Raw genomic sequence first — 23,401 nt, 5'->3', positions numbered from 1 at the left:
GATGGACAGGCCGCTATTCCAGAAAAACAGGCTCGGTGGATGTTGATTGCGGCCAGATGTTCCGCAATCATCCAAGCATGGACTCCATCTCCGCCCTGCTCGCCTTCGTCCGCACCGCGGAGTCAGGCAGCATTGTCGGTGCCGCCCGCGTACTCGGCCTGTCAGCCTCGGCCGTCGGCAAGCGCATCGCCCGGCTTGAACAGGAACTCGGCACGCGCCTGTTCCAGCGCACCACCCGCCGCGTGCATCTCACCGACGAAGGCGAACTGCTGCTGCAACGCTGCCGGCGTGCGCTGGATGAGCTTTCCGAAGCACAGGCGGACCTGGCGCAGCGACAGCACGCCCCCAGCGGGCTGCTGCGCATCGGCCTGCCCACCATCGGCTACCGCTTCCTGCTGCCGGTGCTGCCCGGCTTCCAGCAACGCTATCCGCAGGTGCAGCTGGAACTGGACTTCAACGACCGCATCGTCGATGTGGTCAGCGAAGGCCTGGATGCGGTGATACGCAGTGGCGAACTGGCTGATTCCAGCCTGACCGCACGGCGGCTGGGGGGTTTTCGTTTCATCCTCTGTGCGGCGCCGGGCTATCTGCAGATGCATGGAACGCCCGGCGATGTGGGCGACCTGCGCATACATACCGCGCTGCGCTTCCGTTACCCCACCACCGGAAAGCTGCATCCGTGGCAGCTGCCCGGCATCGAAGGCGACGCCGGGGCGCGCCTTCCCACGGCGATGACCTGCAACAACATGGAGGCCGTGCTGGCCGCTGCGATCGGATGCATGGGCCTGGCCTGGATGCCTGACTTCCTCGCCGCTGACGCGCTGGCCGATGGCCGCCTGCAACAGGTGCTGCCCACACTGCCCACGCACCAGGGGCAGTTCTCGCTGCTGTGGCCCGGCGGGCGCCATCCCAGTGCACGCCTGCGGGTGTTCATCGACTATGCCGTTGCGCACCTTTTCCGCAGCCCGCCGGAAAAGGGGACGGAGGGGATTAAGTCGTAATTGGTCCTGCTGTGCCTGAAACGACTTAATCCCCTCCGTCCCCTTTTTCCTAGCGGCTGAAGCGGCGCGCGCCGGCGACGCAGATCACCGCGACCACGGTCACCAGCACCATGCTGAGGCTGACCGATTCGTGCAGCAGCAGCGCGGCCAGGGCCAGGCCGAAGAACGGCTGCAGCAGCTGCAGCTGGCCGACGGCAGCGATGCCGCCCTGGGCCAGCCCGCGGTACCAGAACAAGAAGCCGATCAGCATGCTGAACACTGCCACGTAGCCCAGTGCCCACCACGCCGAGGCACCGACCGCAGTGAACGAGGCCGGGCGCATCAGCACCGTCAACGGCAGCATCACCGGCAACGCCAGCAGCAGTGCCCAGCTGATCACCTGCCAGCCGCCCAGATGACGGGCGAGCCGACCACCTTCCGCGTAGCCCAGCCCGCACACCACGATCGCCGCCAGCATCAGCAGGTCGGCCTGCAACGAGGCTTCGATTCCGTTGCGCGCGGCATAGCCGACCACGCAGGCACTGCCCAGCAACGAGAACAGCCAGAACGCCGGGCGCGGCCGATCGCCACCGCGCAGCACGCCGAACACCGCTGTACTCAACGGCAGCAGGCCAAGGAACACGATGGTGTGCGCCGACGACGCGTGACGCAGCGCGAGCGCGGTCAGCAGCGGGAAGCCGACCACAACGCCGAGGCTGACCACCACCAGCCCCGGCAGGTCGCCGCGCCGCGGCCATGGCTGGCGCAGCAGAAGCAGCAGCCCCAGACCGAGCACCGCGGCGATGGTGGCGCGTGCGGCGGTGACGAACCCGGCATCCAGCTGCAGCACCGCCAGGCGGGTGGCCGGCAATGAGCCGGCGAAGATCACCACACCGATGAAGCCATTGATCCAACCACTCGCCGACCGTTCCACGCCTGTACTCCTGAAGGTGCCGGACGATGCCCGGCTGCACCTGTATGGAAGCATCCGGCGCGGAACGACCCCAGCTACAATCCAGTACAGCCGCAAGTAACTGTACTGCCCACACTTCCACTACGGTTCCACCATGCCGCGCCCGCTCACCCGCGTCGAATCGGTCATCCAGACCGTCCGCACCCGCATCAGTGCACGGGTGGATGGCCCCGGCTCCCGCCTGCCTTCGGTACGTGCGCAGGCGGCGACCATGGGGGTTTCAGTCTCCACCGTGGTCGAGGCCTACGAGCGCCTGGCGGCCGAAGGCCTGATCAGTGCGCGCGCAGGCTCGGGCTTCTACGTCAGTGGCCCGGCCGCACCGCTGGCGCTGGCCGAAATGGAGCCGCGGCTGGATCGCGCGGTGGATCCGCTGTGGGTGTCACGGCAATCGCTGGAAACGCCCGCGGGCGATCTCAAGCCAGGGTGCGGCTGGATGCCCAGTGACTGGCTGTATCACGATGGCGTGCGCCGCGGCCTGCGCCGGCTGTCGCGTGCCGATGCCATGCAACTGGTGGACTACGCCGGTCCGCTCGGGCTGCCCGCGTTGCGCCAGCTGCTGCAAAGGCGCAGCGCCACGCTTGGCATCGATGCACCGATGGAGCAGATCCTGCTGACCGAATCCGGTACGCACGCGGTCGATCTGCTCTGCCGTTTCCTGCTCAAGCCCGGCGACTGCGTGCTGGTCGATGACCCGAGCTACTTCAATTACCACGCGCTGCTCAAGGCGCACCAGGTGCAGGCCATCGGCGTGCCGTACACGCACAGCGGCCCGGACCTGGAGGCGTTCGCGCAAGCCCTGCAGGCGCATTCGCCGCGGCTGTACATCACCAATTCCGGCCTGCACAACCCGACCGGCGCGGTGCTTTCGGCCAACACCGCGCACCGCCTGCTGGGCCTGGCCGAACGCAGCGAGTTGATCATCGTCGAGGACGACATCTTCGCCGACTTCGAACTGCAGCCGGCACCGCGGCTGGCCGCGCTCGATGGACTGTCACGGGTGATCCACGTCGGCAGTTTCTCCAAGACGCTGTCGGCAGCGTCGCGCTGCGGCTACATCGCTGCGCGCCACGACTGGATAGAAGCACTGACCGACCTGAAGCTGGCGACCAGCTTTGGCGGCGGCCATCTGGCCGCGCAGTTGATGCACATCGCGCTGACCGATAGCGGTTACCGCCGCCACATGCAGTCGATACGTTCGCGCCTGGCCGATGCACGCCGGCACACACTGCGGAAACTGCAGGCGCTGGGCATCACGCCGTGGCTGCAGCCGGAAGCCGGCCTGTTCCTGTGGTGCCAGCTGCCCGACGGCCGCGACGCCGCCGCACTGGCGCGGCAATGCCTGCGCGAGGGCATCGTGCTGGCGCCGGGCAACGCGTTCAGCCAGTCGCAGCGCGCGGCCGACTATCTGCGCTTCAACGTCTCGCAGTGCCAGGACCCGAGGATCTGGCAGGTGCTGGCGCGGGCGTTGCGCTGAGCTGGATGCAAGCCGGTCAGCGCAGGCAGGAGCGACCCGCGGCAAAGGCACTTGCATGCCACGGTACAGTGGTATGTCCCTGTTGCAGGAATGCACGCATGTCTTCGTTCTCCGATCCGCAGGCCGTTGCCCGCTATGCCGAGGGCCCGCTGCGCCAGGTGCCGGGCTTCCTCGCGTTGCAGCAGATGAGTCGCCTGCTGCTGGCCGAACACGTTCCTGCGCAGGGCCGCGTGCTGGTGCTGGGCGCCGGTGGCGGGCTGGAGCTGAAGGCATTTGCCGAGGCGCAGCCGGGCTGGCAGCTGCTGGGCGTGGACCCGGCTGCACCGATGCTGGCCCTGGCCGAACAGACACTGGGCCAGCTGATGTCGCGCGTGCAGTTGCTGGAAGGCTACATCGACGATGCCCCCGACGTGCGCTTCGATGGTGCCAGCTGCCTGCTGACCCTGCACTTCCTCGACGGCGCGCAGCGCCTGCACACGCTGCGGGAGCTGCACAGGCGCCTGCAGCCCGGCGCGCCGCTGGTGGTGGCCCACCACAGCGTGCCGCAGGATCCGGCCGGCAAGCTGCGCTGGTTGCAGCGCTACGCCGCGTTCGCCGAAGCCTCCGGCGTTGCCCACGCCGATGCACAGCGCGCGATCGACGCCATTGCCGAGCGGCTGCCGCTGCTGGCCCCCGAACAGGAGGTCGCCCTGCTGCAGGAGGCCGGCTTCGACGATGTGGAGCTGTTCTATGCGGGCTTCAGCTTCAAGGGCTGGGTGGCGTACGCCGGCTGATGCCTACGGCACCACCGTGATGCCGATGCGCTGCATCAACAGCGCCACCTGCTGGACATCCAGCGTGGCGCCACGCAGGTTGGTGCTGCGCAGGTCCAGCTCGCCCAGATCGGAATTGGTCAGGTCGCAGTCGGTGAAGTTGGCGCTGTTCCAGTCGATTCCCTCGAACTGGCCACCGGACAGGTCCGAGCCGGCAAAGCTGGCGCCGCTGACGTTTGCACCGTCCCAGCGGTTCTCCCACAGTTCGCATTTCTCCAGCGTGACCCGCGAGAAATTGGCATAGCGCAGGTTCGACTTCTTGATGAAGGCGCTGCAGAACCAGCTGCGCGTGGTGATCTGGTTCATGAAGCTGGCGTTGCTGAAATCCGCACCCTGCGCGCGGCACTCGCTGATCTCCAGGCCCAGCGCCTTGATGAAGTTGAAGTGGCACATGCTGATGTCGCAGCTGCGGAAGCTGGCCTCCTTCAATGTGGCGCCATTGAAGCGGCAGCCGCTGCGGCTGTCGGCATCGTAGAAGCTGCAGTTGATGAACTCGGTGGCGGTCAGGTCGGCACCGGAAAAATCGCACTCATGGAACTGCTGCTCGACCACTTTGTGGCCGGTGTACTGGTCCGCGCCGATGCGCAGCTTGCGGTGAACGGTGGGGGACATCAGGGATTCCATGCCAGGTGCCCCGCCATCATGCCGGGCCGCGAGGGCGATCCATAGACGTGGGCGCGGGCGGATTCACCGGCAGTCCAGCCGCCCTGTGCCCCGCCCAAACGCAGCATGCACGTTGTTGCACGTTAATGCACGAACGTGCAGACTTGCAGCATGAGCTCCGATCCCAGCCCCCTCCCCGCCCAGCGCACCCGGCAGATTCTGGAGGAACTGCGCCAGCAGGGCCGCGTGGTTGCCGCCGAGCTGGCGCGCCGCTATGCCGTGTCCGAAGATTCGATCCGCCGCGACCTGCGCGAGCTGGCCGCGCAGGGCCTGTGCCAGCGCGTCTACGGTGGCGCCGTGCTGCCACCGCCCAAGGAACGCCCGCTGCGCGAGCGGCTGACCCGCGACCGCGGCGACAAGGCCGAGCTGGCCGCCCGCGTCTGCGCGTTGCTGCAACCCGGCCAGGTCATACTGCTCGACGCCGGTTCAACCAACCTGGTGATCGCCCAGCAGTTGCCGGCCGCCCTCGGCTTGACGGTGATCACCAACGCGCCACAGATCGCCACGGCCGCCAGCCTGCTTGAAGGCACCTCGGTGCAGCTGATCGGCGGGCGCCTGGCCAGCGGTGGCGGCGCGGTCGGCGCCGAAGCACTGGCCCAGGTGCAGCGCCTGCGCGCCGATGTGTACCTGCCCGGCCCCTGCGCGGTGGACGGCGACACCGGCGTGTGGGCAATGGATGCGGAAGAAGCCACGCTGAAGCGCGCGATGGTGGCCTGCAGCAGCCGTGTCATCGTCGCCGCCACGACTGAAAAGCTGGGTGCACGCGGCAACTGGCAGATTGCCAGCCTCGACGAGATCGACGACCTGGTGCTGACCACCACCGCACCGCCCGCATTGGCGGCACGCTTCCGCGCCGCAGGCATCGCGGTACACCCCACTCCCCCCTGACCGTACCGCTCATGTCCGTTGCCAACCGCGCGCGTGCCGAACAGCACGCGACCCGCGCTGCGTTCTTCATTCCCGGCTTCGCCACCGCGCTGTGGGCCACCCTGGTGCCGTTCGCAAAGGCACGCACCGGGATCAACGACGCCACGCTGGGGCTGGTGCTGCTCTGCCTCGGTGCCGGTTCGCTGCTGACGATGCCGTTGTCCGGCGTGCTGGCCGCGCGCCTCGGTTGCCGGCGGGTGATGGTGGCCAGCAGCCTGCTGATCTGCCTGACCGTGCCCGGCCTGGCGCTGGCCGGTTCGGCCTGGACACTCGGGCTGGTCCTGTTCGTGTTCGGCGCCGCCGTGGGCGCGATGGACTGCACGATGAACGTACAGGCCGTCATCGTCGAGCGCGAAGCACGGCGCGTGATGATGTCCGGCTTCCATGCCTTCTTCAGCATCGGCGGCTTCCTCGGCGCGGCCACCATGACCGTGCTGCTGTCCGCACAGCTGCCGCCCTTGGCATCCGTGCTGGTCGGCGTCGGCGCCATGTTGCTGGTGATGCTGTTGTCGGCGTCGTACTGGCACAGCGAACGCATGCCGCATGACACACCGATGCTAGCGCTGCCACACGGCATCGTGCTGTTCATCGGCGTGCTGGCGTTCGTCGCCTTCCTCGGCGAAGGTGCGATGCTGGACTGGAGCGCAGTGTTTCTCAGCGATGTGCGCCGCGTCGATGCCAGCCTCGCCGGCGTCGGCTATGTGACCTTCACCCTGACCATGACCGTCGCACGCCTGTTCGGCGATGTGCTGGTGGCACGCGTGGGCCGCCAGCGCGCGATCGTGTTCGGCGCATTGCTTGCCGCCGCGGGCGTGCTGGTGCTGACCCTGGTCACGCCGTGGCAGGCGTCGCTGATCGGCTATGTGCTGGTCGGCCTCGGCTGCGCCAACATCGCACCGGCGCTGTTCTCGCTGGCTGGCCACCAGACCCGCATGCCCGGCGCGCTGGCCATCACCGCCGTTTCCACGCTGGGCTTTGCCGGCATCCTTGCTGGCCCGGCACTGATCGGTTTTGCCGCCAACCACTTCGGCCTGATCGCTGCATTCATCGGCGTGGCCACGGCCTTGTTGCTGGTGGCGATGTCCACGCGTTGGCTGCGGGTGTAGCCCAGGGCATCAGCGCCGCCTGCGCCGCAGCTTCATCCGCAATCGCCGATAGCCGATCACTGTCGCCGTGGCACACAACGCGGTGCCGGCAGCGCTCAGCAGCAGCAACACCACCAACCGGGCACCTTCCTGGCGCAGCATCACCGGCAGGTCCCAGCTATGCAGGAAGTAGAACAGCCAGCGCCCCACCCGCTCACGATGCCCCATCGTCAGCAACGGATCGCCGGTCGCCAGATCGAGATAGAGGCGTGTCGCCTCGGCATCACCGAAATCCACCACTGCCACCGGGAAGCGACGTACCGCTGCACCATTCATGGCCTCGGGCGCACGCGGGTAGAAGTACGCATCCGCTGCATGCTGCACCACGAAACCCTGCATGGGTGTAGCGGACAGCGCACGTGCCCTCTGCTGCAACCACGCGGTCGGCAGCCACCGTGCGACATGCAGGTGCCCATTGCCGCCGGACACGATGCGCGTATCACCCTGCCCGTCCAGCAACACCGCGAACAGCTCACCACCGATCCGTCGCCACTGGATCTCCACCGGCTGGAAGCGCGCAGCTTCGGCCATCGCCAGAAGCTTCGCAGGATCACCCAGCGCACCATCCACCGCCACCGCGCCGCCACGGTAGTGCTCAACATCGATCGCTTCACCCGTACTGCTGAAGACACCCAACGGGTTCATCGACATCAGCCCGCTGAAGATCCAGGTGAACACGAAGGCGGACGCCATCAGGCCAAGCAGATGGTGCCAGCGCATCCACGACTCCACGTACGGCGTCTTCGCACCGGAACGATAGTGCCCACGGAAACGCCAGCGCCATACGCCCACCACGATGCCGCTGATCGCCGCCACCGTGCACAGTGCGGACAGCACGATCACCACCCACGTCCACACCGGGTCGACCGACTGCATGCGCAGGAAGTACAGCCAGTGCAGCCAGGCGCCCACATAGTTCCAGCGCTGCTGCACATGCGGAGCGTCCAGCACCACTTCACCGGTACGCGAGGACACATACAGGTCGCCCGGCTGCGCACCACCCACCTCCACCCTATACAGCGGCCGATGCGCGTCCAGTGCACGCGAATGCGTCCAACGATCCTCATTCACGCGCATCGCACCCACGAAGGCCTGGCCGCCCGCGAACTGCGCAGCGGATGCTTCGGCGCGCTGTGCCGACACCGGCAGCAGCGCCTGGCCGGTCACGGCAGACCAGGCGCCCACGTTGCTGCCACTGCGCACCACATACGCCGGCTCGCCACGCAGCGTGGTCAATGCCACAGCCTCCGGCTCGGCCTGCACGGCGGCAGGCAGTGTCGACAGCCCCTGCAGGTCGCGGGCATCACCCAGCAACGGCAACGCCGCCAGCCGCTCGCCGGGTGTCAGCTTCGGGTAACCAATGAACAGCATCACCATGCCGCTGACGAACCACAGCAGCATCAGCAGGCATCCGCCGATGCCCAGCCAGCGATGCACCAGGTAGGTCCAGCGCTTGGCGGTGGAACGCAGCGTCATCGCCCGCGCCCTCAGAAGCGATGATCGACGGTGAATTCGACGCGCCGGTCCGCCCCCAGCAGCCACTGCGTGCTGGTGTAGTACGCGGTGGCGTAGTACGCCTTGTCGAACACGTTGAACAGGCGTGCGGACAATCGCGTGTGCGGTGCCGCCTGCCAGGTCAGGGCGAGGTCGGTGGTGCTGTAACCGGGCAACTCCAGCGTGTTGGCATTATCGGCGTAGCGCTTGCCGACATAGCGAACGCCACCCGCCGCGCTCCAGTCCGGCGCGAACTGCCAGCCCAGCCACACACTGGCCAGGCGCTCGGCCACGTTCGGCGGCACGTTGCCATCGCGCGACACCAGCATCGGCGGCGAACCCGTGGTTTCCAGGAAGTCCTCGAACTCGGCCTTCAGCACCGTCGCATTGGCATCCAGCGTCCAGTGTGGCGCGAAGTTCCAGTTCAGCGACGCCTCGATACCGCGCGAGGTCTGCGCGCCCACCTGCACCCGGCGATCCGGCACCAGCGGATCGCGGCTGAGCAGCCCGGTCTTGCGGATGCGATACGCCGCCAGCGTCCACTCGCCACCGTCGAAGGCCTGCTTCAGGCCAACCTCGATCTGCCGGCCCTTGGCCAGGTCAAAGGCGCCGTTGGCCGGGCTGATCATCAGCAGGCCACTGACCGGGTCCGCCGCCTGCGAATACTGCGCATACAGGCTCAGCGTCGGCCGCAGCGCGAGTACCGTACCCGCACGCCAGCCTGTGCTGCTGTAGGTCTTCGAGAACGCGTTCTGGCCGCTGATCAGATCGGTGCGATCAATGCGCGCGCGGTCGTGGCGCAGGCCACCCAGCACCGACCAGCGCTCGCTCAGCGCCAGCCGGTCTTCCACGAACAGCGCGTACTGCTCGGCACGGTTGCGGTAGCGCGGCAGGTTCGGCGCGTCGCTCGCGAACTGGCCCGGGACAGGATCGAACGGATCGACCGGGCCCGAGCTGCCGGCATAGGTGTTGTTGGTGTGCTTGAAGTGCGCGCGGTTGGCATCCAGGCCCACCACGAAGTTGTTCTGCAGGCCACCCGCCGTTCCCTGCATGCGCAGCGTCGAGGTCAGTCCGGTCTGGTCCTGGTTGTGGGTGATCTCGGTATTGCCCGAGCGATCGATCAGGCCGGTAGCGCGGTTGTAGACATAGGCTTCGGCATTGCGCCAATCGCGCTGGCTGTCGATCTGGTAGACGCGCGTGCGCCATTCCACGTTCGCGTTCGGCGTCCACAGTGCATCGACCTGGGTCCAGCGGTCGCGGAAGCGGATCTCGCTGTCGTCCACGTTGTAGTTGCGGTGGCGCAGCGCCTCCAGCTGGCGGCCCTCGACCAGCGGCGTGCCGAAGTAGCGCATCGGTTGCTGGTAGCCCTGCGCATGGGTGAGCGTCAGCTGCAGGTCCGCACGCGGCTGCCACAGCAACGCACCGGAGAACGTCGCATCGTTGTTGCGGCCACGGTCGACCCAGCCACCGCTGTAGTTGCCACTCACATCCAGCCGGTAGGCCAGCTCAGGCGTCAGCGCGCCACCGCTGCCGAAACCCAAGCGCGCGGTGTCCTCGCTGCCCACGGTCACGCTGATCTCGTTCTCGATCGCCCCACGCGTGGGCTTCTTCGGCACGATGTTGATCACGCCGCCGATCGCCCCGTCGCCATGGATCACCGAGGCCGGGCCGCGCAGCACTTCGATGCGCTCGATCGACCAGGTATCGAACGGGAACGTGATGCCCACGCCGCCGTACTGGCGCAGCCCATCGTACAGCCGCATCACCGAGGCACCGTCGGTGAAGCCGCGGCTGGACAGCGCACTCAGGCCATTGCCCGGATGCGGCATGGCACTGATCGCACCCGCTCGGCTGATCGCATCGTTGAGGTTGCTGTCGCCGCGCTGCTCCAGCTGCTCGCGCGAAATTACCGTCAGGCTGGCCGGTGTCTGCAACACGCTCAGGCCCAACGCAGAGCCCGCGCTGGCGGTGGACGACAGTTCACCGCTGCGGGTATCGACCACCCGCACGGTATCCAGCGTGGTCGGTGGGGCCGCGTCAGCGGCAAGTACGGGGGCGGTGTGCAGGAGCAACGCGCACAGGACAGGCAGCGTCGCTCGGCGCAGGCGCGCGGAGTTGGGGTTCGTTTTCATTTTTTCACGGCATGCAAGGCCACCCCGCAATGGCAGGGCAGCAATCAGAAAGGGACAGACACGCGCGTGCGGGCACCGGCCGTGGCCGGCAACCTCATGGAAGAACGTTCAATGCAGCGCGCGTGCGGCTCAGGCGGCCATCAGTGCCGGCGGCCCACGCGCGCCCAATGTGCCGCTGATCCGTTGCGGCAACGCCCGCACCGCGCCGCGCAGTGCGCGGCACACCGGCGCCATCGGCGCCAACAGCAGCACGGCCGCCACCAGCAGGGTGATCAGCCGTGCAGCGATCAGGCAGTAATCGCAGTCCACACCCATCTTATGATCGGCATGTGGATCGGCGGGCGGCTTCTTTGCGGCCTCGCCGTGCGGCATCGCCATCGCGTGATGGTCGTGCTGCCCGTCCATCGCGTGCAGCGCATGCTCTGCGTGCATTACGTGGTCCATGGCCGCCACCGGCGCAGCGGCAGCCACGTGACCATGCGCCAGCCAGCGGCTCACCAGCGGGGCGAGCAGCACCAGCAGCATGGCAAGCCATGCCAGGGCCTGGAACCGGCGGTGGAGAGCACAACGGCGCACGCCGCCATTCTACGGGGCGATGGCCAACCTTGGACCCCGTTCAGGGTTTGGCCCCTGCGACACGGTGACGCAGGGGCTCGCCTCCAGCGGCGACATGTGAATGCACCGCACCGCGGTCCCTACGCTTGCAGGCCCCGCCTCGCCAACGTTAGGGTTCAGATGGCCACGGCAAGGAGCCAGAGGGATCCGCATGACCACTCGCATCACACACCGGCTGCGCATCAGCCTGCTCGGCCTGGTCGCGCTGCTCGCCGCCTGCGCCGACAAGGGGCCGCCCCCACCGCCAGAGCCGCTGGAACTCTCACAGCCCATCGCCGTGGACACGCCGGGCCAGCAGGTGCAGTTCGAGTTCGAAACCACGGCGCGCAATTTTGCCAGCTACCGTACCTATGCGGTGGAGCTGGATCTACAGCACGTTTCCCCATCGCCAGATGCTGCTTCTCCGCGCGACCTGCACATTCCTTTACGCGTTGGACTTCAGCAATGGTCCGGCGGCACGTGGCAGTCGCTGGCAAGCCCCGACGCCTACCAGATCGCACAGTCGCAATCTGGCCAGCCACTCCCAGACTGGCACCGCGATGCGGGACTGAACTATGCCCAGACCCAACGGGGCGGCGATGGCGCATACCGATTGCATGTCGCGTTGCTGCCGTTGCAGGCGCATAGCCGCTATCGGGTCCAGATCAGCACGGTTGAAGACATCGCACCGCTTCGTGGCGCAAGCGCCAGGATACTGATTCACGAATCGCGTCCGCTCGCCAAGTAGCGCAGCGCCTTCGTACACCTTCCAGGAGGATCACACGCACATGGACAAGCCACGCTACATCGTCGATATCGTCATTGCGGCACCGGGAACACCGCTTCTCGACCCGGTAACGCAGCAGCCGCTGCGTAATCCGGATGGTTCCCCGCAGACATCCGGGCCGGGGCACATGTTCTACGTCCTGCGAGCACCGGGAAAAGATCCGGCGAGCTACGGCTTTGCACCGATCGAGCACGGCAGCATGAACGGACCGGGCGACATCGTAGACAGCGATGCAAAGACCTACAAGAACCCGCATTACACGCGCTCGCTGGAAATCACCGAAGCTCAGTACAACAAGCTCAGAGCGTTCGGCGACGATCCAGTGGCGCACGGCTTCAGCAAGCACTATGCCGACGTGCGTCACAACTGCGTGGACTTCACCTGGGGCGCATTGAATCATGCCGGCATCCAGCGCAAGCACAGCCTGGACGTGAACAGCATCGGCGGCCCCGTCGGCCAGTTGCTGCCCGATGTCCGCATTCCGCTGGGCATCCAGTCACAGGGCAAGGACGGCTATCGTCCGCTGCGCAACATCCATGGCGTGGACAGCATTGAGCCCCCTTTCCCCAACAGTGAACTCAACCGCACAACCACTCATCCCCTGCCCGAGCGCACCCTGAAGCAGCACCTGCTCAGCGAAGTCGATAATGTCGATGGTCGCATCGGCGAGCGCCTGGCCGCGGATGCGCGCACGCCGGGGCATAGCCTTCATGCCTTGGACCAGAAAGTGCGTACCGCACTCGCCCAGGCCAGCGAACAGCAGGGACTGCCCCCCGGACAGGAGCATGAACGCCTGGCCGGCCATCTGACCCACGCGGCAGTGCAGGCCGGCTTCAGCGAAAAGGACACGCTGCAGGTGGCATTCAGTTCAAACAGCACCGCCGAGGCACCCGGCTACGTATTCCTGCATCGCAGCGGCGACACCGCCTCGCCGGACCCTGCCGCCAATCGGCAGCGCCTGTCCCTGCTCGATACGCAGCAGGGCGACGCGGATACGCTGTATCAGCAGGCCAACGTGCAGCAGCAATCCCGCGACGCAAGCCGGCTGGCGCAGGACGAGCAACAGGCACAACAGCAGGCGTCGCCGCGCATGGCCTGACCCAGCCGCATCAGGCGCAGACACCGTTCCCGCATCAACTCACGTACTGCGCCTGCCCATTGCCAAACGACCAGTTCTCCTTCTTCACCTCCACCAGGTTGATGAACACATCCTCGCGGCGGATGCCCACCGCCGCATGCAGTCCATCGGCGATGCCCAGGTACAACGCCTTTTTCTGCTCCAGCGTGCGTCCTTCGTTCCAGGTGATCTGGATGCAGATGAAATCGTCGGTGCGGTCCACGCCCAGGTAGCCGGAGTCGTAGATCAATGTGCCCGGCGCGTGTTCCTGGAAGATCTGGAAGCGGTCGTTCTCCGGCACGCCCACCGCGCGCAGGGCCTGGTAGATGGTTTCGCCGACGCGTTGCAGGTAGTCGGCGGATTTACCTTTGCGAAGATCGATGCGGGCGAGCGGCATGGTGGCACTCCAGAGTGGATGGGCACGGCAACGGGCTGAGACTACGCCTGCCCTGGGCGCCGGAACAGCGCAGGGATGGAACCCTCTGCCTCCATCCGTGACATGTTCCCGCCAGAACTGCGCGAGGTGACGCGATCGCCATGGTGGCGTTCCTGCGGAGTCGTAATGTGCACGGTCGGCAGGGGCGGCGATGTGCGCCATCAGTGATGGGCGGCACTACTCGCGGGTGTCGGACGACACACAACGGGAAACGCCTGGCCTGCCTAGGGACAGTTGCGAACTTTCCTTACAGACCGATGTGATTACCCGGCTTGATGATCGCCGCGCCGAGGCAAGACGTCTTGGCCGGGATTGGCGTCTCGAATAAACGAACAAGCTACTGGAAGTTGCGATCTTGATCGCAGCAAAGAGAATGCACCGACTGCCTTCCATGGCGGGCGGTGCGTGGGGATCGGAAGATCCGCCAGGCTTTTTCTCCCAGTGAGCTTTCGTGCCTTGGTACGCCAACCCGCACCGTCCGCCACCTTCGCTTCGGAAGGTGGCTTCACGCCAGTGAGGGTTTCGCCATGACCAACCGCACCGCCATCCATCCCCGCCTGCATTCGCTTATCGGCGACGTCGCAGCCGACGTGCCCGGGGACCTCGCACGCGAGATCGAGTGCGCCCTGAACGAACAGAACCTTCCGACGCAGTCGGCCACGTTCTTCGCCCGTCTCAATGCGATCAACCATGCCGACGGTGATGACGGACAGCCGTGCATCAGCCTCACCCTCGGCGCCAGCAATCACGCTTCGTTGCGCCGCTCGCTATCTGGGCTCGGCGCGTTGCTCGATCTGCTGCAGGCCGCCGACCATGCGCGCAACGAAGGCGGCCCGGACGAACAGTTGGGCGCCTTCCATATCGACGGACTGATCGTGGCCGCACGACAACTGGTGCGCGAGGCACATCATTGCCTCTCCAGCGGCGACGCCTGACCGGCCCGGACACGCTCCCGCTACAATCGCGCAGGGAGCGCAGGAGACCGCAATGGACGCCGAACACCTGGAGTACTTCAAGGCCGCACTGGAAGGCCGCGCAACCGTGGGCTGGAACGTCTGGTTAGCCGCCAACCAGCACGCGCTGGCACAACAGCTGAGCCGCCCTGCACTGCTGCGCTTGAAGTTCAGCACACTGGATGAAGCCGAACGCCTGCTGGCCGAGGCCGGCATCGTGCCCCGCAGCACAGCGGGCAAGCGCTACGAAATGTACTGCGCGCAGTTCTCGCCGGACGTGGTGGACGCGAACGGTCGCCCATTGCCGGCGATCTGGCGCGCGGCGCACGGTGGTGCCATCGGCCTGCTGGCCGACGGTGAGCAGGAGGCCGGCCAGGCGAAGCTGCTCGCGGAGTTCCGCCGCGTCCGCAAGCGCGGGCTGCAGCAGGCCCACGAATGGTTGGCCGATCTGTGCTTTGAAGGCGAGATGGAACTGACCAGCGGCAATGCCGAGGTGGGCCGTAGTCTGTTGGCGGTGGTGGTGCAGGCCGGCAGCGGCCACGACCTGCTGGATGCCACGGCGATGATCGCGCGGGAACTGCTGGACGGACACGGCTGATGCGATGTGCGCTTGCGGCTGAATCCTGACCTGCCCCCATCGGCACGCCCTACAAAGGCATGACCGCCGCACAGGTTCGGGTTTGGAAGGAGTGCGTCTCGAACATGCCCTGGTTCAATGCCGCCCACCACCTATTGCTATGCCAGGTGTGCATCCTCGCCGCACGCGTGGAGACGGGCGAGGACCTGAGCGTATCGTCCACGCACGCGCTCAGCGCGATGCTCTCCAAGCTCGGGGCCACGCCGACCGATGAGTCCAAGGTCTGCCATCCGCTTGAAGATGAAGACCCGGACGAACAGCACTTCCACTGAGCCAGTCGACGCGGCGAGGGAGATCTGAGCGGATCCGCGCACCTAGCGCTGGCGACTTGGCGGCCCCGCTCGGCCTCCCTGGTTAATCAAGCAACGTGATTGTGTACAACCACCACGAGGAACAACAAGAACGACAAAGCCCCAGCGCACATCATTGCGAATCGCAGTGAGCCCTCGGACTTCTCTAGAGGCTCTGTGACCATGGTCCTGTAGTCCTCCGTACGAAGAAACTCGTAGAACTTACCCCTCCATCTTTTGCGCAAGTCCTCTTGCTGCTTCAGATTCTTATGAGTGATCCATATGATTGCCGCCACGTATCCCAAGCCAACAACCGCCATGGCATCAAGCAAATATAGGTTGGTAGCAGACCCTAGGCGTGCAGCAATCAAACCCAGACCGTAGAACATTGCACCCGCAATGCTCAGTGAGAGCTGACGCGTCGCATCCGCGATCTTCGTTGTCTCATCTGCTACGGACTTTCTGAGATCCGCCATAGACTTCAATGCGTCTCTGCTTACTTCAGCAAGTCCAAACTGATGTGCGATCCTTGCCCCTTCGAGTGCATCGCTGCATCCCTCACCAAAAGCGCCATACGCCCTTGCGCGGCTCTTGATGGATCTTGCGAACTCGATCCCGAAGAGCTTCTTCCGGGTCTCGACCTCTCGGTCAACTTCGTAGACCCACTTGGCGGCAGACTGCAACGCAAGAAAGGCATCCGCGCCTAGTTTTGCCGGCTCATACACGTCGATCCCCTCAAGCGTGACTTTGGGTGGACCGGCAAAATCTATCTCTGAACTGACGTAGTTCACCTCCGTAGCCAATGCGACCATTAGCCGCGGCAGCGCAACCTCCAGCCAAATACCGAACGCCGGCTGCGACCATGGATGATTCGAGCCCACAAGAATGTACGGCCGAATGTCCGCAGCGAGCAAAGGCGTTTCACCCATGGATTTGACGACCGCCCTCGGATTCCTACGCTCTAAGCCTGGCGTGAATTCGCGCGATTCATCCTCCGCCGCCAAGAGCAGAAAGGACTCGGTCTCAAAGCCAACTGTGGCTCCTGCATAACGAGCCTTACCGCAAGGGCGCCCCTCCAACCATTCTCGGAATCCAGGCGCCGAGATAAAGAGAAGCTCGTCAGGCGAACCAATCTTCTCTATTCGTACATCAAAAGGCTCGCAGTAATCACTCAAGTCACCGAGAGTGACCTCCATGTCCGAGCAATCGACCAAAGTGCACGACCAACCAATGTCCTCCGCTAATTCCCGCAGGTCGGCAGCGGCCTGCAAGCTGACTCCATGCAGTACTAGCGGACCGTCACCGGTTTCAGTGACGGATGCCGCTTGGGCAGCGAGCAGGTTGTTAACGAAGCGCGCGAGCGGTCTCGGAGACAACTTTGTCGACCTCCAGGCGGTCGGTCGTGATAGTGATCTTGCGTCCACCTGTCGGAAGGTCCTCCATTGTTACACGTGATCCCTCCAGATACTGAGGGTAATCCAGGTTGACCCCTTCCTTGGTGGAGAGCTTCTTCCTAACCGATTTCTTCAGGACATTCTCGTCTGGCGCAAACTCAAGGCCTGAGACTTTGCGCCTCTTCATGGAACGCTGTAGCGCCTTCTCCAGCGACTCAGCAAATTCCGGCTCACTCGGACGCCCCGCTGCCAGCATCAGCGCGTCAAGCGCCGTTGAATCACTGATCACTGACGCAGTGCGGAGCCGCTCTCTAGCCACCGCAAGGGCCTGCGATATGCCCCCCTCCGGTAGAAGTTCTTGGTGACTCTTTAGAACATCTGTGAGGGCCAAATAGACCTGCTGATTAAGCTCCTTGTCGTCTCGTGATCTCTCTACGCTGAGAAAGGCGGAGAAGAAGTCAGTGATGTCGGGCGACTTCCCATTTCGATCACGTGCCGAAATCTCATCCTCTGCAATCCCGTCCCTTACTCTTATCAAGCATGACTTCTGCAGGGCACGCTTATCCTGAACGAAAGCCTCAACGATCTTCCTCAGCTGCCTGGAGCCATTCGATCTGGACGGTGCAAGAACCTCGCGATAGTCGTACTTGAGCATTGAGTACAGGCGGACCGATTCATCTGCCACATGCAGCTCAAAGAAGAAGAATGCCCCAGACGAACTTTGCCCTACATGACGGCCATGAAAATCTCGCGCCAGCTGCACACCACCCTGGCCAAACTGAACACGTTCCGTGGCAATGCGTTGAACGAGATCACGGGCAGCGGAGTGCTCTGAGAACTTAAACAGCGATGATGCGTCCATGTCCGCAATGCGAGCCAAGAAGAAGTGCTCGAACTCGACATTTGCCATCGGTCGCCGAGGAGCGAACTCCTCATCGCCAACGATCTGATAGTTCATCTTTGCAATCCGAAGAGATGCAATCTCCTCGTCACTCAGAAAACCCATGCTGCCCCCTTATCAGTGGATACGTACTCTATCGGCGTAGAGTCGTTGTCAGTCTGATGCAGCTTCTTCGCGAGTAGATGTAGGTAGATCCCCTGATCTGATGTAGGTAAAACCCTACACTCGGCTCATGGCAGAGTCTGGCGCGCAGGTAGCGGATCGGTTTGGACTGACTGGGGGCTGTCACGACACAGCGTGGGCGCGCATCCGGGAGCCGCGCACTGCGGGTATCGCTCAATCGGTAAATCACCGGAAAGAGAGTGATTTAGAGAAGGCCCTACCATGCACGTCCATGGCAGGGCCTGCTTTCATTCAAAGGTGGTTGTGAAGCCAGGTCGCGCCAGATTCCTTGATACCGAACGAAGCCCAGTCACCTTTGGTCAACAGCGCAACCAGGAGTTCGTCATCAGCATCCAGGTACGGCTCAAGAGCCTCGCGGATCGTGATTGCGTTGCCGGCATGGCCGATGAGCCAAGTCGAATCAAGGTGATGCCAGAAGCCGTCGCTTATTTCCTTGATCTTGGCGATCAACCCATCGTAGTTCTTGCCCTGCTTGTTCAGGTCATAACCAATCATGTAAGTGGCCATCGATCCCCCTGCGTCCTTCAATCGCATAGCGCGTCATTGCGCACTTTGATTGAAGCAGGGAAGTGATTCGGCGCCAACTGGGTGGCGAGCATTGGCCTTGCTAATGCACTTACCTTGCACTTACGAAAAAACCGGCTCAAGGCCGGCTTCTTCGCAACACACTGATTTTAAATGGTGGGCGGTACAGGGATCGAACCTGTGACCCTTGCCGTGTGAAGGCAATGCTCTACCGCTGAGCTAACCGCCCGGTGTGTTGCTGAGCCGCTCATTATAGGGGCTTTTCAGAGGCCGTCAACACTTTTTCACATGGGTGTTCACGGGCATTTCGAGGGGCGCAGCCGGGCATGGCCCGGCGCTACAGGAAGGCCCCGCGCGCAGCCTCACATCGTATGGGTCGGTTTGTCCGAACCGGTCAGCCCGGCCAGCAGGGTCTCGATCTTGTGGCGCACGCCCTCGCCTTCGGCACCGTCGGCCAGCTGCACGCCGATGCCGGCGGTGCGGTTGCCCTGCGCGCCGGCCGGGGTCACCCAGATCACCTTGCCGGCCACCGGCAGGCGCTCGCTGGAATCGGGCAGGGTCAGCAGCAGGAACACCTCGTCGCCCAGGAAGTAGCGCTTGGGCGTGGGCACGAAGATGCCGCCATTCTTCACGAACGGCATGTACGCGCTGTACAGCGCGGCTTTGTCCTTCACAGCCAGGGACAGGATGCCCTGGCGGGCGTTGCTGGCACTCATCGATTTCCCCTTGCGGCAGGCCGCTCGTTCACCTTGTTCCAGGCCAGCAGCAACTCGACCACCGCAAGGTCTGCACGCACCGTGGTGCGCAGCAGGTCGCGGGTGCGGTTGGCCGCATCGAACCAGGCTGCAAGCTTGTGCAATCGCTCCGGCGTGGTCAAGGCATCGGTGCTGGCCTGGGCCAGCGCCAGGTCGGCAGCGAAGCGCAGGCGCAGCGCCGCGTTGTCATCACCACACCACTTCTGCGCCAGCTCCACCGCGCCGGTCTTGCCGGCGGCCAGCTGTTCCAGATCTCGACCAACTTCGCGGCGCAGGCTCAGGCCGTCTTCGCGCAGCCAGTTGTCGGCCTGGCCGGGATGGCCGCGGGCGGCCTCCAGCGCTTCGCGCGCCGATGCTTCACTGTGGCCCAGCTGCTGCAGCCAGGCCAGTGCTTCGTGCTGCGGCGGCAGCTTGAATTCCAGGCGCTGGCAACGGCTGCGGATGGTCTGCGGCAGGCGTGCCGGGTCGCTGCTGATCAGCCAAAGGTAGCGGCCGGGCTGCGGCTCTTCCAGGGTCTTCAGCAGCGCATTGGCCGCCGAGCGGTTGATCGCATCGGCCGGATCGACGATCACCACCTGCGCCACGCCGTACTGCGGGGTCAGCGCCAGCTTGTCGGTGATCTCGCGCACCTGCTCGATGACGATCTCGGTACGCAGCTTGTCGCCGCTCTTGTTCGGAATGAAGCTGACCAGCTGCAGGTCCGGATGGGTGCCGGCGGCGATCAGCTGGCGCGTACGCGTGGCGTGCGTTGCATCACCCTGCGCCAGCACGTGGTCGGCCAGCGCCAGCGCCACCTCGCGCTTGCCCAGCCCGGCCGGGCCGCAGATCAGCAGGCCATGACCGAGGCGACCGGCGTCGAGCGCGGCCACGGTCTGGTCGAACGCACGCTGCTGCCACGGCGAAAACGTGCTCATGCGCCCTCCCCTTCCTGCAGCCAACGCTCGACATGTGCGACCACATCGGCGGCCACGCGTTCCTGCACCTGGCCGGCGTCGATCAGCGCGAAGCGCTGCGGGTCCTGCTGTGCGCGGCTGCGGAACACGGCGCGCACGCGCTGGAAGAAATCGTCCTGCTCGCTCTCGATGCGGTCCGGCCACAGGTCGCGACCGTTGGCGCGCGCGCGGCCGACGGCCACGTCCACGTCCAGCAGCAGGGTCAGCCCTGGCAGCAGGCCGACCGCGCGGCGCTCCAGGTCGGCAATCCACTGCGGGTCAAGCCCGCGGCCACCGCCCTGGTAGGCGTAGCTGGAATCGGTGAAGCGGTCGCTCAGCACGTAGGCACCGCGCTGCAGCGCCGGCCGGATCACCTGGTGCACATGCTGCGCGCGCGCGGCGAATACCAGCAGCAGCTCGGCTTCGGCGCTGAGCGGTTCGGCGGCGATCTCGGCATCGGGCTTCAGCAGCAGGCCGCGGATGCGCTCGGCCAGCGGCGTACCGCCCGGCTCGCGGGTCAGTACCACCTCGTGGCCGTGGCGGCGCAGGCAGTCACGGATGGCATTGATGGCGGTGGTCTTGCCTGCGCCCTCGCCGCCTTCCAGGCTGACGAAACGCGGGTGGCGAAGCAGCGCGGGACTCATTGCGCCGGGGTCTCCTGGGTACGTTGCTGGCGCAGCTGCTGCAGGTAGCGGGCTACGGCGGCGTTGTGCTGGTCCAGGCTGGGCGAGAACACGTGCGCGCCGCTGCCGTCGCCCACGGCGACGAAGTACAGCGCATCACCGGCGGCCGGCTGCGCCGCGGCCATCAGCGCGTCGCGACTGGGCATGGCGATCGGGGTCGGGGTCAGGCCCGCACGGGTATAGGTGTTGTACGGCGTATCGGTGGTCAGGTCGCGGCGGCGGATGTTGCCGTCATATGCGGCACCGATGCCGTAGATCACGGTCGGGTCGGTCTGCAGGCGCATGCCGATCTTCAGGCGGCGCATGAACACGCCGGCGATCTGCGGGCGCTCGCTGGCCAGCGCGGTTTCCTTCTCGATGATCGACGCCAGCGTCAGCAGTTCGTAGGGCGTGTTGATCGGCAGGTCCGGCGCGCGGCTTTCCCAGGCTTCGTCCAGCGCCTTTTCCATTGCGGCGTGGGCGCGCTTGAGCACGTCCAGATCACTGTCGCCGCGCTGGTAAACGTAGGTCTCCGGCAGGAAGCGGCCTTCCGGATGCTGGCCACCGAACCCGAGGCGCTGCATCAACGCGGCGTCATCCAGGTTGTCGGTGGTGTGCAGCAGCGGCTCGGCGCGCTTGAGCGCGGCACGCAACTGGCGGATGTTCCAGCCCTCGACAATCGTGACCCGGTGCTGCAGCACCTTGCCGGCGCGCATGCGCAGCAGCAGCTCGCGCGGGGTCAGCTCGCCACTGAGCGCGTACTCGCCCACCTTCAGTTTGCCGGCCGCATCAAGCTGGCGCGCCAACAGCTGCCACTGGGTGTCCTGGCCCTCGTCCACGCCGGCATCGCGCAGCTTGCGCAGCACGCTGTTCATGCCATCGCCGCTGGCGATGACCACGCTCTCGGCGGTCGGGGTGATCGGGGCATCGGCGAACCGGGTCTGCTGGTAGAAGAACCACGCGCCCGCGCCCGCCACGACGGCGGCCAGCACCACCACCAGCGTTACCACGAACAGACACCCGCGCTTGGCTCCCGCCATGGACTACCTCTGAACTCGATTCCGTCGTGCAGGATACCGTGCCGGTGGATTGGGGTCATGACCGGGGTGGCGCCTGCGTGCCGGCCAACGGTCGATCAGTAGATCCACGCCATGCGTGGATGAACGCCCGGCGGCATGACTGCGGGGGTCAGAGCCCTCGCGCGGTGCGCAAGGGATCCGACCCCGACCGGATCAGCCCTGCTGGCCGAGCGCGCGCAGCAGGCCGCGGGCCTTGGCGCGGGTCTCGTCCAGTTCCTTGTCCGGGTCCGAATCGACCACGATGCCGGCGCCTGTGCGGAAGCTGACCTGGTGGCCATCCACTTCGGCGGTGCGGATCAGGATGTTCAGGTCCAGGTCGCCATCGCGGTTCAGCCAGCCGAACGCGCCGGTGTAGGCGCCGCGCGGCACCTGCTCCAGCTCGCTGATGATCTGCATGCAGCGCACCTTGGGGCAGCCGGTGATGGTGCCGCCCGGGAAGGTCGCGGCGATCACCTCGCCGGGGGTGACCTCCGGGCGCAGGTGGCCGCTGACGTTGCTGACGATGTGGTGCACGTGCGCGTAGCTCTCCACGGTCATCAGCTCGTCGACCACCACGGTACCGGGCATGCAGATGCGGCCCAGGTCGTTGCGCTCCAGGTCGATCAGCATCACGTGCTCGGCGCGCTCCTTGGGGTGGCCGACCAGCTCCTGGATGCGCGCGGCATCATCGTCCCCCTCGAAGCGCGGACGCGTGCCGGCAATCGGACGGGTCTGCGCGTGGCCGGCATGCACCGACACCAGCCGCTCCGGCGAGGAACTGACCACATGGCGGCCGTGGGCGCTGAACAGGCCGGCGAACGGTGCCGGATTGGCACGGCGCAGCTGCGCGTACAGCGCCTGCGGGCTGACCGGCGCAGCGAACTGCGCGCTCCAGCGCCGCGACAGGTTCACCTGGAACACGTCGCCGGCACGCAGGTACTCGATCACCCGGCGCACGCCGTCGGTGAAGCGCTGCGGCGCATCCTCGCCCACCGCCTGCGGCGGCTGCCAGCCCTGCCCGGCCTCGGGCAGCGCGGCCGAGGCCAGTGCCACCAGCGCATCCAGCAACGCCTGCTCGCCGGCCTCGGCGATGACGAAGCTGGCGCCGTTGTGATGGTCATGCAGCACCGCGGCCGGGCAGCGCAGCGCCAGCGCGGTCGGGCGGCCGTCCTCGCGCGCACGCGCCGGCAGCACCGGTTCGATCTGGCTGGCCACTTCGTAGTCCAGCATCAACGCCCAGCCGCCGCGGAACGGCAGGCTGTGGCTGCCGTCATGCGGCAGGCGTTCGCGCTGCCAGGCACGGTCCAGTACCTGCAGGAAGCTGCCGGCGTGCACCGCGTCGTGCTGGTCGCGCACCTGGCCATCCGCATCCAGTCGCAGGCCATCGCCCTGCGCGGCCAGCAGCAGGCTCCAGCGGCCCTGCGCGGTGCCCGAGGCAGTGGATTCCATCAGCAGCGGAAAGCGCGCCGGGTCATGCTGCTGCAGGGCCAGCAGATCGATCGGGTGCGGCAGCGGGTGGATCAGCGGTGCGTGGGTCATGGCAGCCAGTTCTGGGGTTCAGATGCACGGAAGCCGCC

24 protein-coding genes and 1 tRNA gene are annotated in these 23,401 nt (G+C 65.7%); 10 read left to right on the top strand and 15 right to left on the bottom strand.

The features are described 5' to 3' along the window. The first annotated feature begins 77 nt into the window (after positions 1–77). Positions 78–1,001 (top strand): LysR family transcriptional regulator, encoded by a 924-nt coding sequence (locus AC5QAB_RS18905; protein WP_495233563.1) that lies wholly within the window; start codon positions 78–80, stop codon positions 999–1,001. A gap of 49 nt (positions 1,002–1,050) precedes the next feature. Here the strand turns inward: AC5QAB_RS18905 and AC5QAB_RS18900 are convergent, their stop codons facing one another. Next, positions 1,051–1,914 (bottom strand): DMT family transporter, encoded by an 864-nt coding sequence (locus AC5QAB_RS18900; protein ID WP_197561205.1) that lies wholly within the window; start codon positions 1,912–1,914, stop codon positions 1,051–1,053. A 133-nt stretch (positions 1,915–2,047) separates the two neighbouring features. Here AC5QAB_RS18900 and AC5QAB_RS18895 point away from each other — a divergent pair, with 133 nt between their 5' ends. Both AC5QAB_RS18895 and AC5QAB_RS18890 read left to right on the top strand, forming a co-directional pair. After that, positions 2,048–3,427 (top strand): aminotransferase-like domain-containing protein, encoded by a 1,380-nt coding sequence (locus AC5QAB_RS18895; RefSeq protein ID WP_495233562.1) that lies wholly within the window; start codon positions 2,048–2,050, stop codon positions 3,425–3,427. 98 nt (positions 3,428–3,525) lie between these two features. Then, complete coding sequence (locus tag AC5QAB_RS18890) at positions 3,526–4,200, top strand: class I SAM-dependent methyltransferase (protein WP_164109383.1); 675 nt, start codon at positions 3,526–3,528, stop codon at positions 4,198–4,200. Between the two features lie 3 nt (positions 4,201–4,203). Here AC5QAB_RS18890 and smqnr read toward each other — a convergent pair whose 3' ends face one another. After that, positions 4,204–4,851, bottom strand: a complete 648-nt coding sequence (gene smqnr, locus AC5QAB_RS18885; protein ID WP_478440142.1) for a SmQnr family pentapeptide repeat protein — start codon at positions 4,849–4,851, stop codon at positions 4,204–4,206. A gap of 162 nt (positions 4,852–5,013) precedes the next feature. On the opposite strand from smqnr, the gene AC5QAB_RS18880 reads away from it, so the two are divergent. Further along, positions 5,014–5,790 carry a DeoR/GlpR family DNA-binding transcription regulator gene (locus AC5QAB_RS18880; protein WP_032958522.1) on the top strand — a complete coding sequence of 259 codons (777 nt, stop codon included), beginning with the start codon at positions 5,014–5,016 and terminating at the stop codon, positions 5,788–5,790. An 11-nt stretch (positions 5,791–5,801) separates the two neighbouring features. Beyond that, a complete protein-coding gene (locus AC5QAB_RS18875) occupies positions 5,802–6,935 on the top strand; it encodes an MFS transporter (RefSeq protein WP_495233561.1) in 1,134 nt (377 codons plus the stop codon). A 9-nt stretch (positions 6,936–6,944) separates the two neighbouring features. On the opposite strand, the gene AC5QAB_RS18870 is transcribed toward AC5QAB_RS18875, so the two are convergent. The 3 genes from AC5QAB_RS18870 to AC5QAB_RS18860 form a co-directional block, all read right to left on the bottom strand. Next, entirely contained in the window at positions 6,945–8,450 is a 1,506-nt protein-coding gene (locus AC5QAB_RS18870; protein WP_495233560.1) for a PepSY domain-containing protein, read from the bottom strand. Between the two features lie 11 nt (positions 8,451–8,461). Beyond that, positions 8,462–10,600, bottom strand: coding sequence for a TonB-dependent receptor (locus AC5QAB_RS18865; protein WP_495233559.1), 2,139 nt, complete (start codon positions 10,598–10,600; stop codon positions 8,462–8,464). Between the two features lie 129 nt (positions 10,601–10,729). Beyond that, positions 10,730–11,125 carry a DUF2946 family protein gene (locus tag AC5QAB_RS18860; RefSeq protein ID WP_495233558.1) on the bottom strand — a complete coding sequence of 132 codons (396 nt, stop codon included), beginning with the start codon at positions 11,123–11,125 and terminating at the stop codon, positions 10,730–10,732. A gap of 241 nt (positions 11,126–11,366) precedes the next feature. Here AC5QAB_RS18860 and AC5QAB_RS18855 point away from each other — a divergent pair, with 241 nt between their 5' ends. Both AC5QAB_RS18855 and AC5QAB_RS18850 read left to right on the top strand, forming a co-directional pair. Then, the gene (locus AC5QAB_RS18855) at positions 11,367–11,942 is read left to right on the top strand and encodes a hypothetical protein (protein ID WP_495233557.1); all 576 of its coding nucleotides are present in this window, start codon (positions 11,367–11,369) and stop codon (positions 11,940–11,942) included. A gap of 40 nt (positions 11,943–11,982) precedes the next feature. Beyond that, on the top strand, positions 11,983–13,080 hold the full coding sequence (locus AC5QAB_RS18850; RefSeq protein WP_495233556.1) for an XVIPCD domain-containing protein: 1,098 nt from the start codon (positions 11,983–11,985) through the stop codon (positions 13,078–13,080). A 34-nt stretch (positions 13,081–13,114) separates the two neighbouring features. Here the strand turns inward: AC5QAB_RS18850 and AC5QAB_RS18845 are convergent, their stop codons facing one another. Next, positions 13,115–13,495, bottom strand: a complete 381-nt coding sequence (locus AC5QAB_RS18845; protein WP_150827622.1) for a tautomerase family protein — start codon at positions 13,493–13,495, stop codon at positions 13,115–13,117. 566 nt (positions 13,496–14,061) lie between these two features. Here AC5QAB_RS18845 and AC5QAB_RS18840 point away from each other — a divergent pair. From AC5QAB_RS18840 to AC5QAB_RS18830, 3 genes are all read left to right on the top strand, one after another. After that, on the top strand, positions 14,062–14,469 hold the full coding sequence (locus AC5QAB_RS18840; protein WP_206631860.1) for a hypothetical protein: 408 nt from the start codon (positions 14,062–14,064) through the stop codon (positions 14,467–14,469). Between the two features lie 52 nt (positions 14,470–14,521). Next, positions 14,522–15,085 (top strand): hypothetical protein, encoded by a 564-nt coding sequence (locus AC5QAB_RS18835; protein WP_495233555.1) that lies wholly within the window; start codon positions 14,522–14,524, stop codon positions 15,083–15,085. A gap of 104 nt (positions 15,086–15,189) precedes the next feature. Continuing rightward, positions 15,190–15,396 carry a hypothetical protein gene (locus tag AC5QAB_RS18830; RefSeq protein ID WP_495233554.1) on the top strand — a complete coding sequence of 69 codons (207 nt, stop codon included), beginning with the start codon at positions 15,190–15,192 and terminating at the stop codon, positions 15,394–15,396. Positions 15,397–15,482: 86 nt separating this feature from the next. Here AC5QAB_RS18830 and AC5QAB_RS18825 read toward each other — a convergent pair whose 3' ends face one another. The 9 genes from AC5QAB_RS18825 to AC5QAB_RS18785 form a co-directional block, all read right to left on the bottom strand. Continuing rightward, positions 15,483–16,610 (bottom strand): hypothetical protein, encoded by a 1,128-nt coding sequence (locus AC5QAB_RS18825; protein WP_495233553.1) that lies wholly within the window; start codon positions 16,608–16,610, stop codon positions 15,483–15,485. A gap of 148 nt (positions 16,611–16,758) precedes the next feature. Next, the gene (locus tag AC5QAB_RS18820; RefSeq protein WP_495233552.1) at positions 16,759–17,766 is read right to left on the bottom strand and encodes a nucleoid-associated protein; all 1,008 of its coding nucleotides are present in this window, start codon (positions 17,764–17,766) and stop codon (positions 16,759–16,761) included. A 357-nt stretch (positions 17,767–18,123) separates the two neighbouring features. Then, complete coding sequence (locus AC5QAB_RS18815; RefSeq protein ID WP_495233551.1) at positions 18,124–18,399, bottom strand: hypothetical protein; 276 nt, start codon at positions 18,397–18,399, stop codon at positions 18,124–18,126. Positions 18,400–18,571: 172 nt separating this feature from the next. Further along, positions 18,572–18,646, bottom strand: a tRNA-Val gene (locus tag AC5QAB_RS18810). Between the two features lie 133 nt (positions 18,647–18,779). Continuing rightward, positions 18,780–19,133 carry a PilZ domain-containing protein gene (locus tag AC5QAB_RS18805; RefSeq protein WP_005412452.1) on the bottom strand — a complete coding sequence of 118 codons (354 nt, stop codon included), beginning with the start codon at positions 19,131–19,133 and terminating at the stop codon, positions 18,780–18,782. Beyond that, positions 19,130–20,086 (bottom strand): DNA polymerase III subunit delta', encoded by a 957-nt coding sequence (locus tag AC5QAB_RS18800; RefSeq protein ID WP_046429215.1) that lies wholly within the window; start codon positions 20,084–20,086, stop codon positions 19,130–19,132. The genes AC5QAB_RS18805 and AC5QAB_RS18800 overlap by 4 nt, the downstream gene beginning before the upstream one ends. Beyond that, the gene (tmk, locus tag AC5QAB_RS18795; protein WP_495233550.1) at positions 20,083–20,748 is read right to left on the bottom strand and encodes a dTMP kinase; all 666 of its coding nucleotides are present in this window, start codon (positions 20,746–20,748) and stop codon (positions 20,083–20,085) included. The genes AC5QAB_RS18800 and tmk overlap by 4 nt, the downstream gene beginning before the upstream one ends. After that, positions 20,745–21,806, bottom strand: coding sequence for an endolytic transglycosylase MltG (mltG, locus tag AC5QAB_RS18790; RefSeq protein ID WP_046429210.1), 1,062 nt, complete (start codon positions 21,804–21,806; stop codon positions 20,745–20,747). Before mltG ends, tmk begins: the two co-directional genes overlap by 4 nt. Positions 21,807–21,998: 192 nt before the next feature. Then, a complete protein-coding gene (locus AC5QAB_RS18785) occupies positions 21,999–23,363 on the bottom strand; it encodes an aminodeoxychorismate synthase component I (RefSeq protein WP_014646190.1) in 1,365 nt (454 codons plus the stop codon). Between the last annotated feature and the right edge of the window lie 38 nt (positions 23,364–23,401).

The sequence above is a fragment of the Stenotrophomonas sp. YJH_SMC_127 genome, assembly GCF_059372445.1.
Note: the sequence above shows the minus strand (reverse complement) of the source record. Positions and strands in the feature narration are given on the sequence as shown.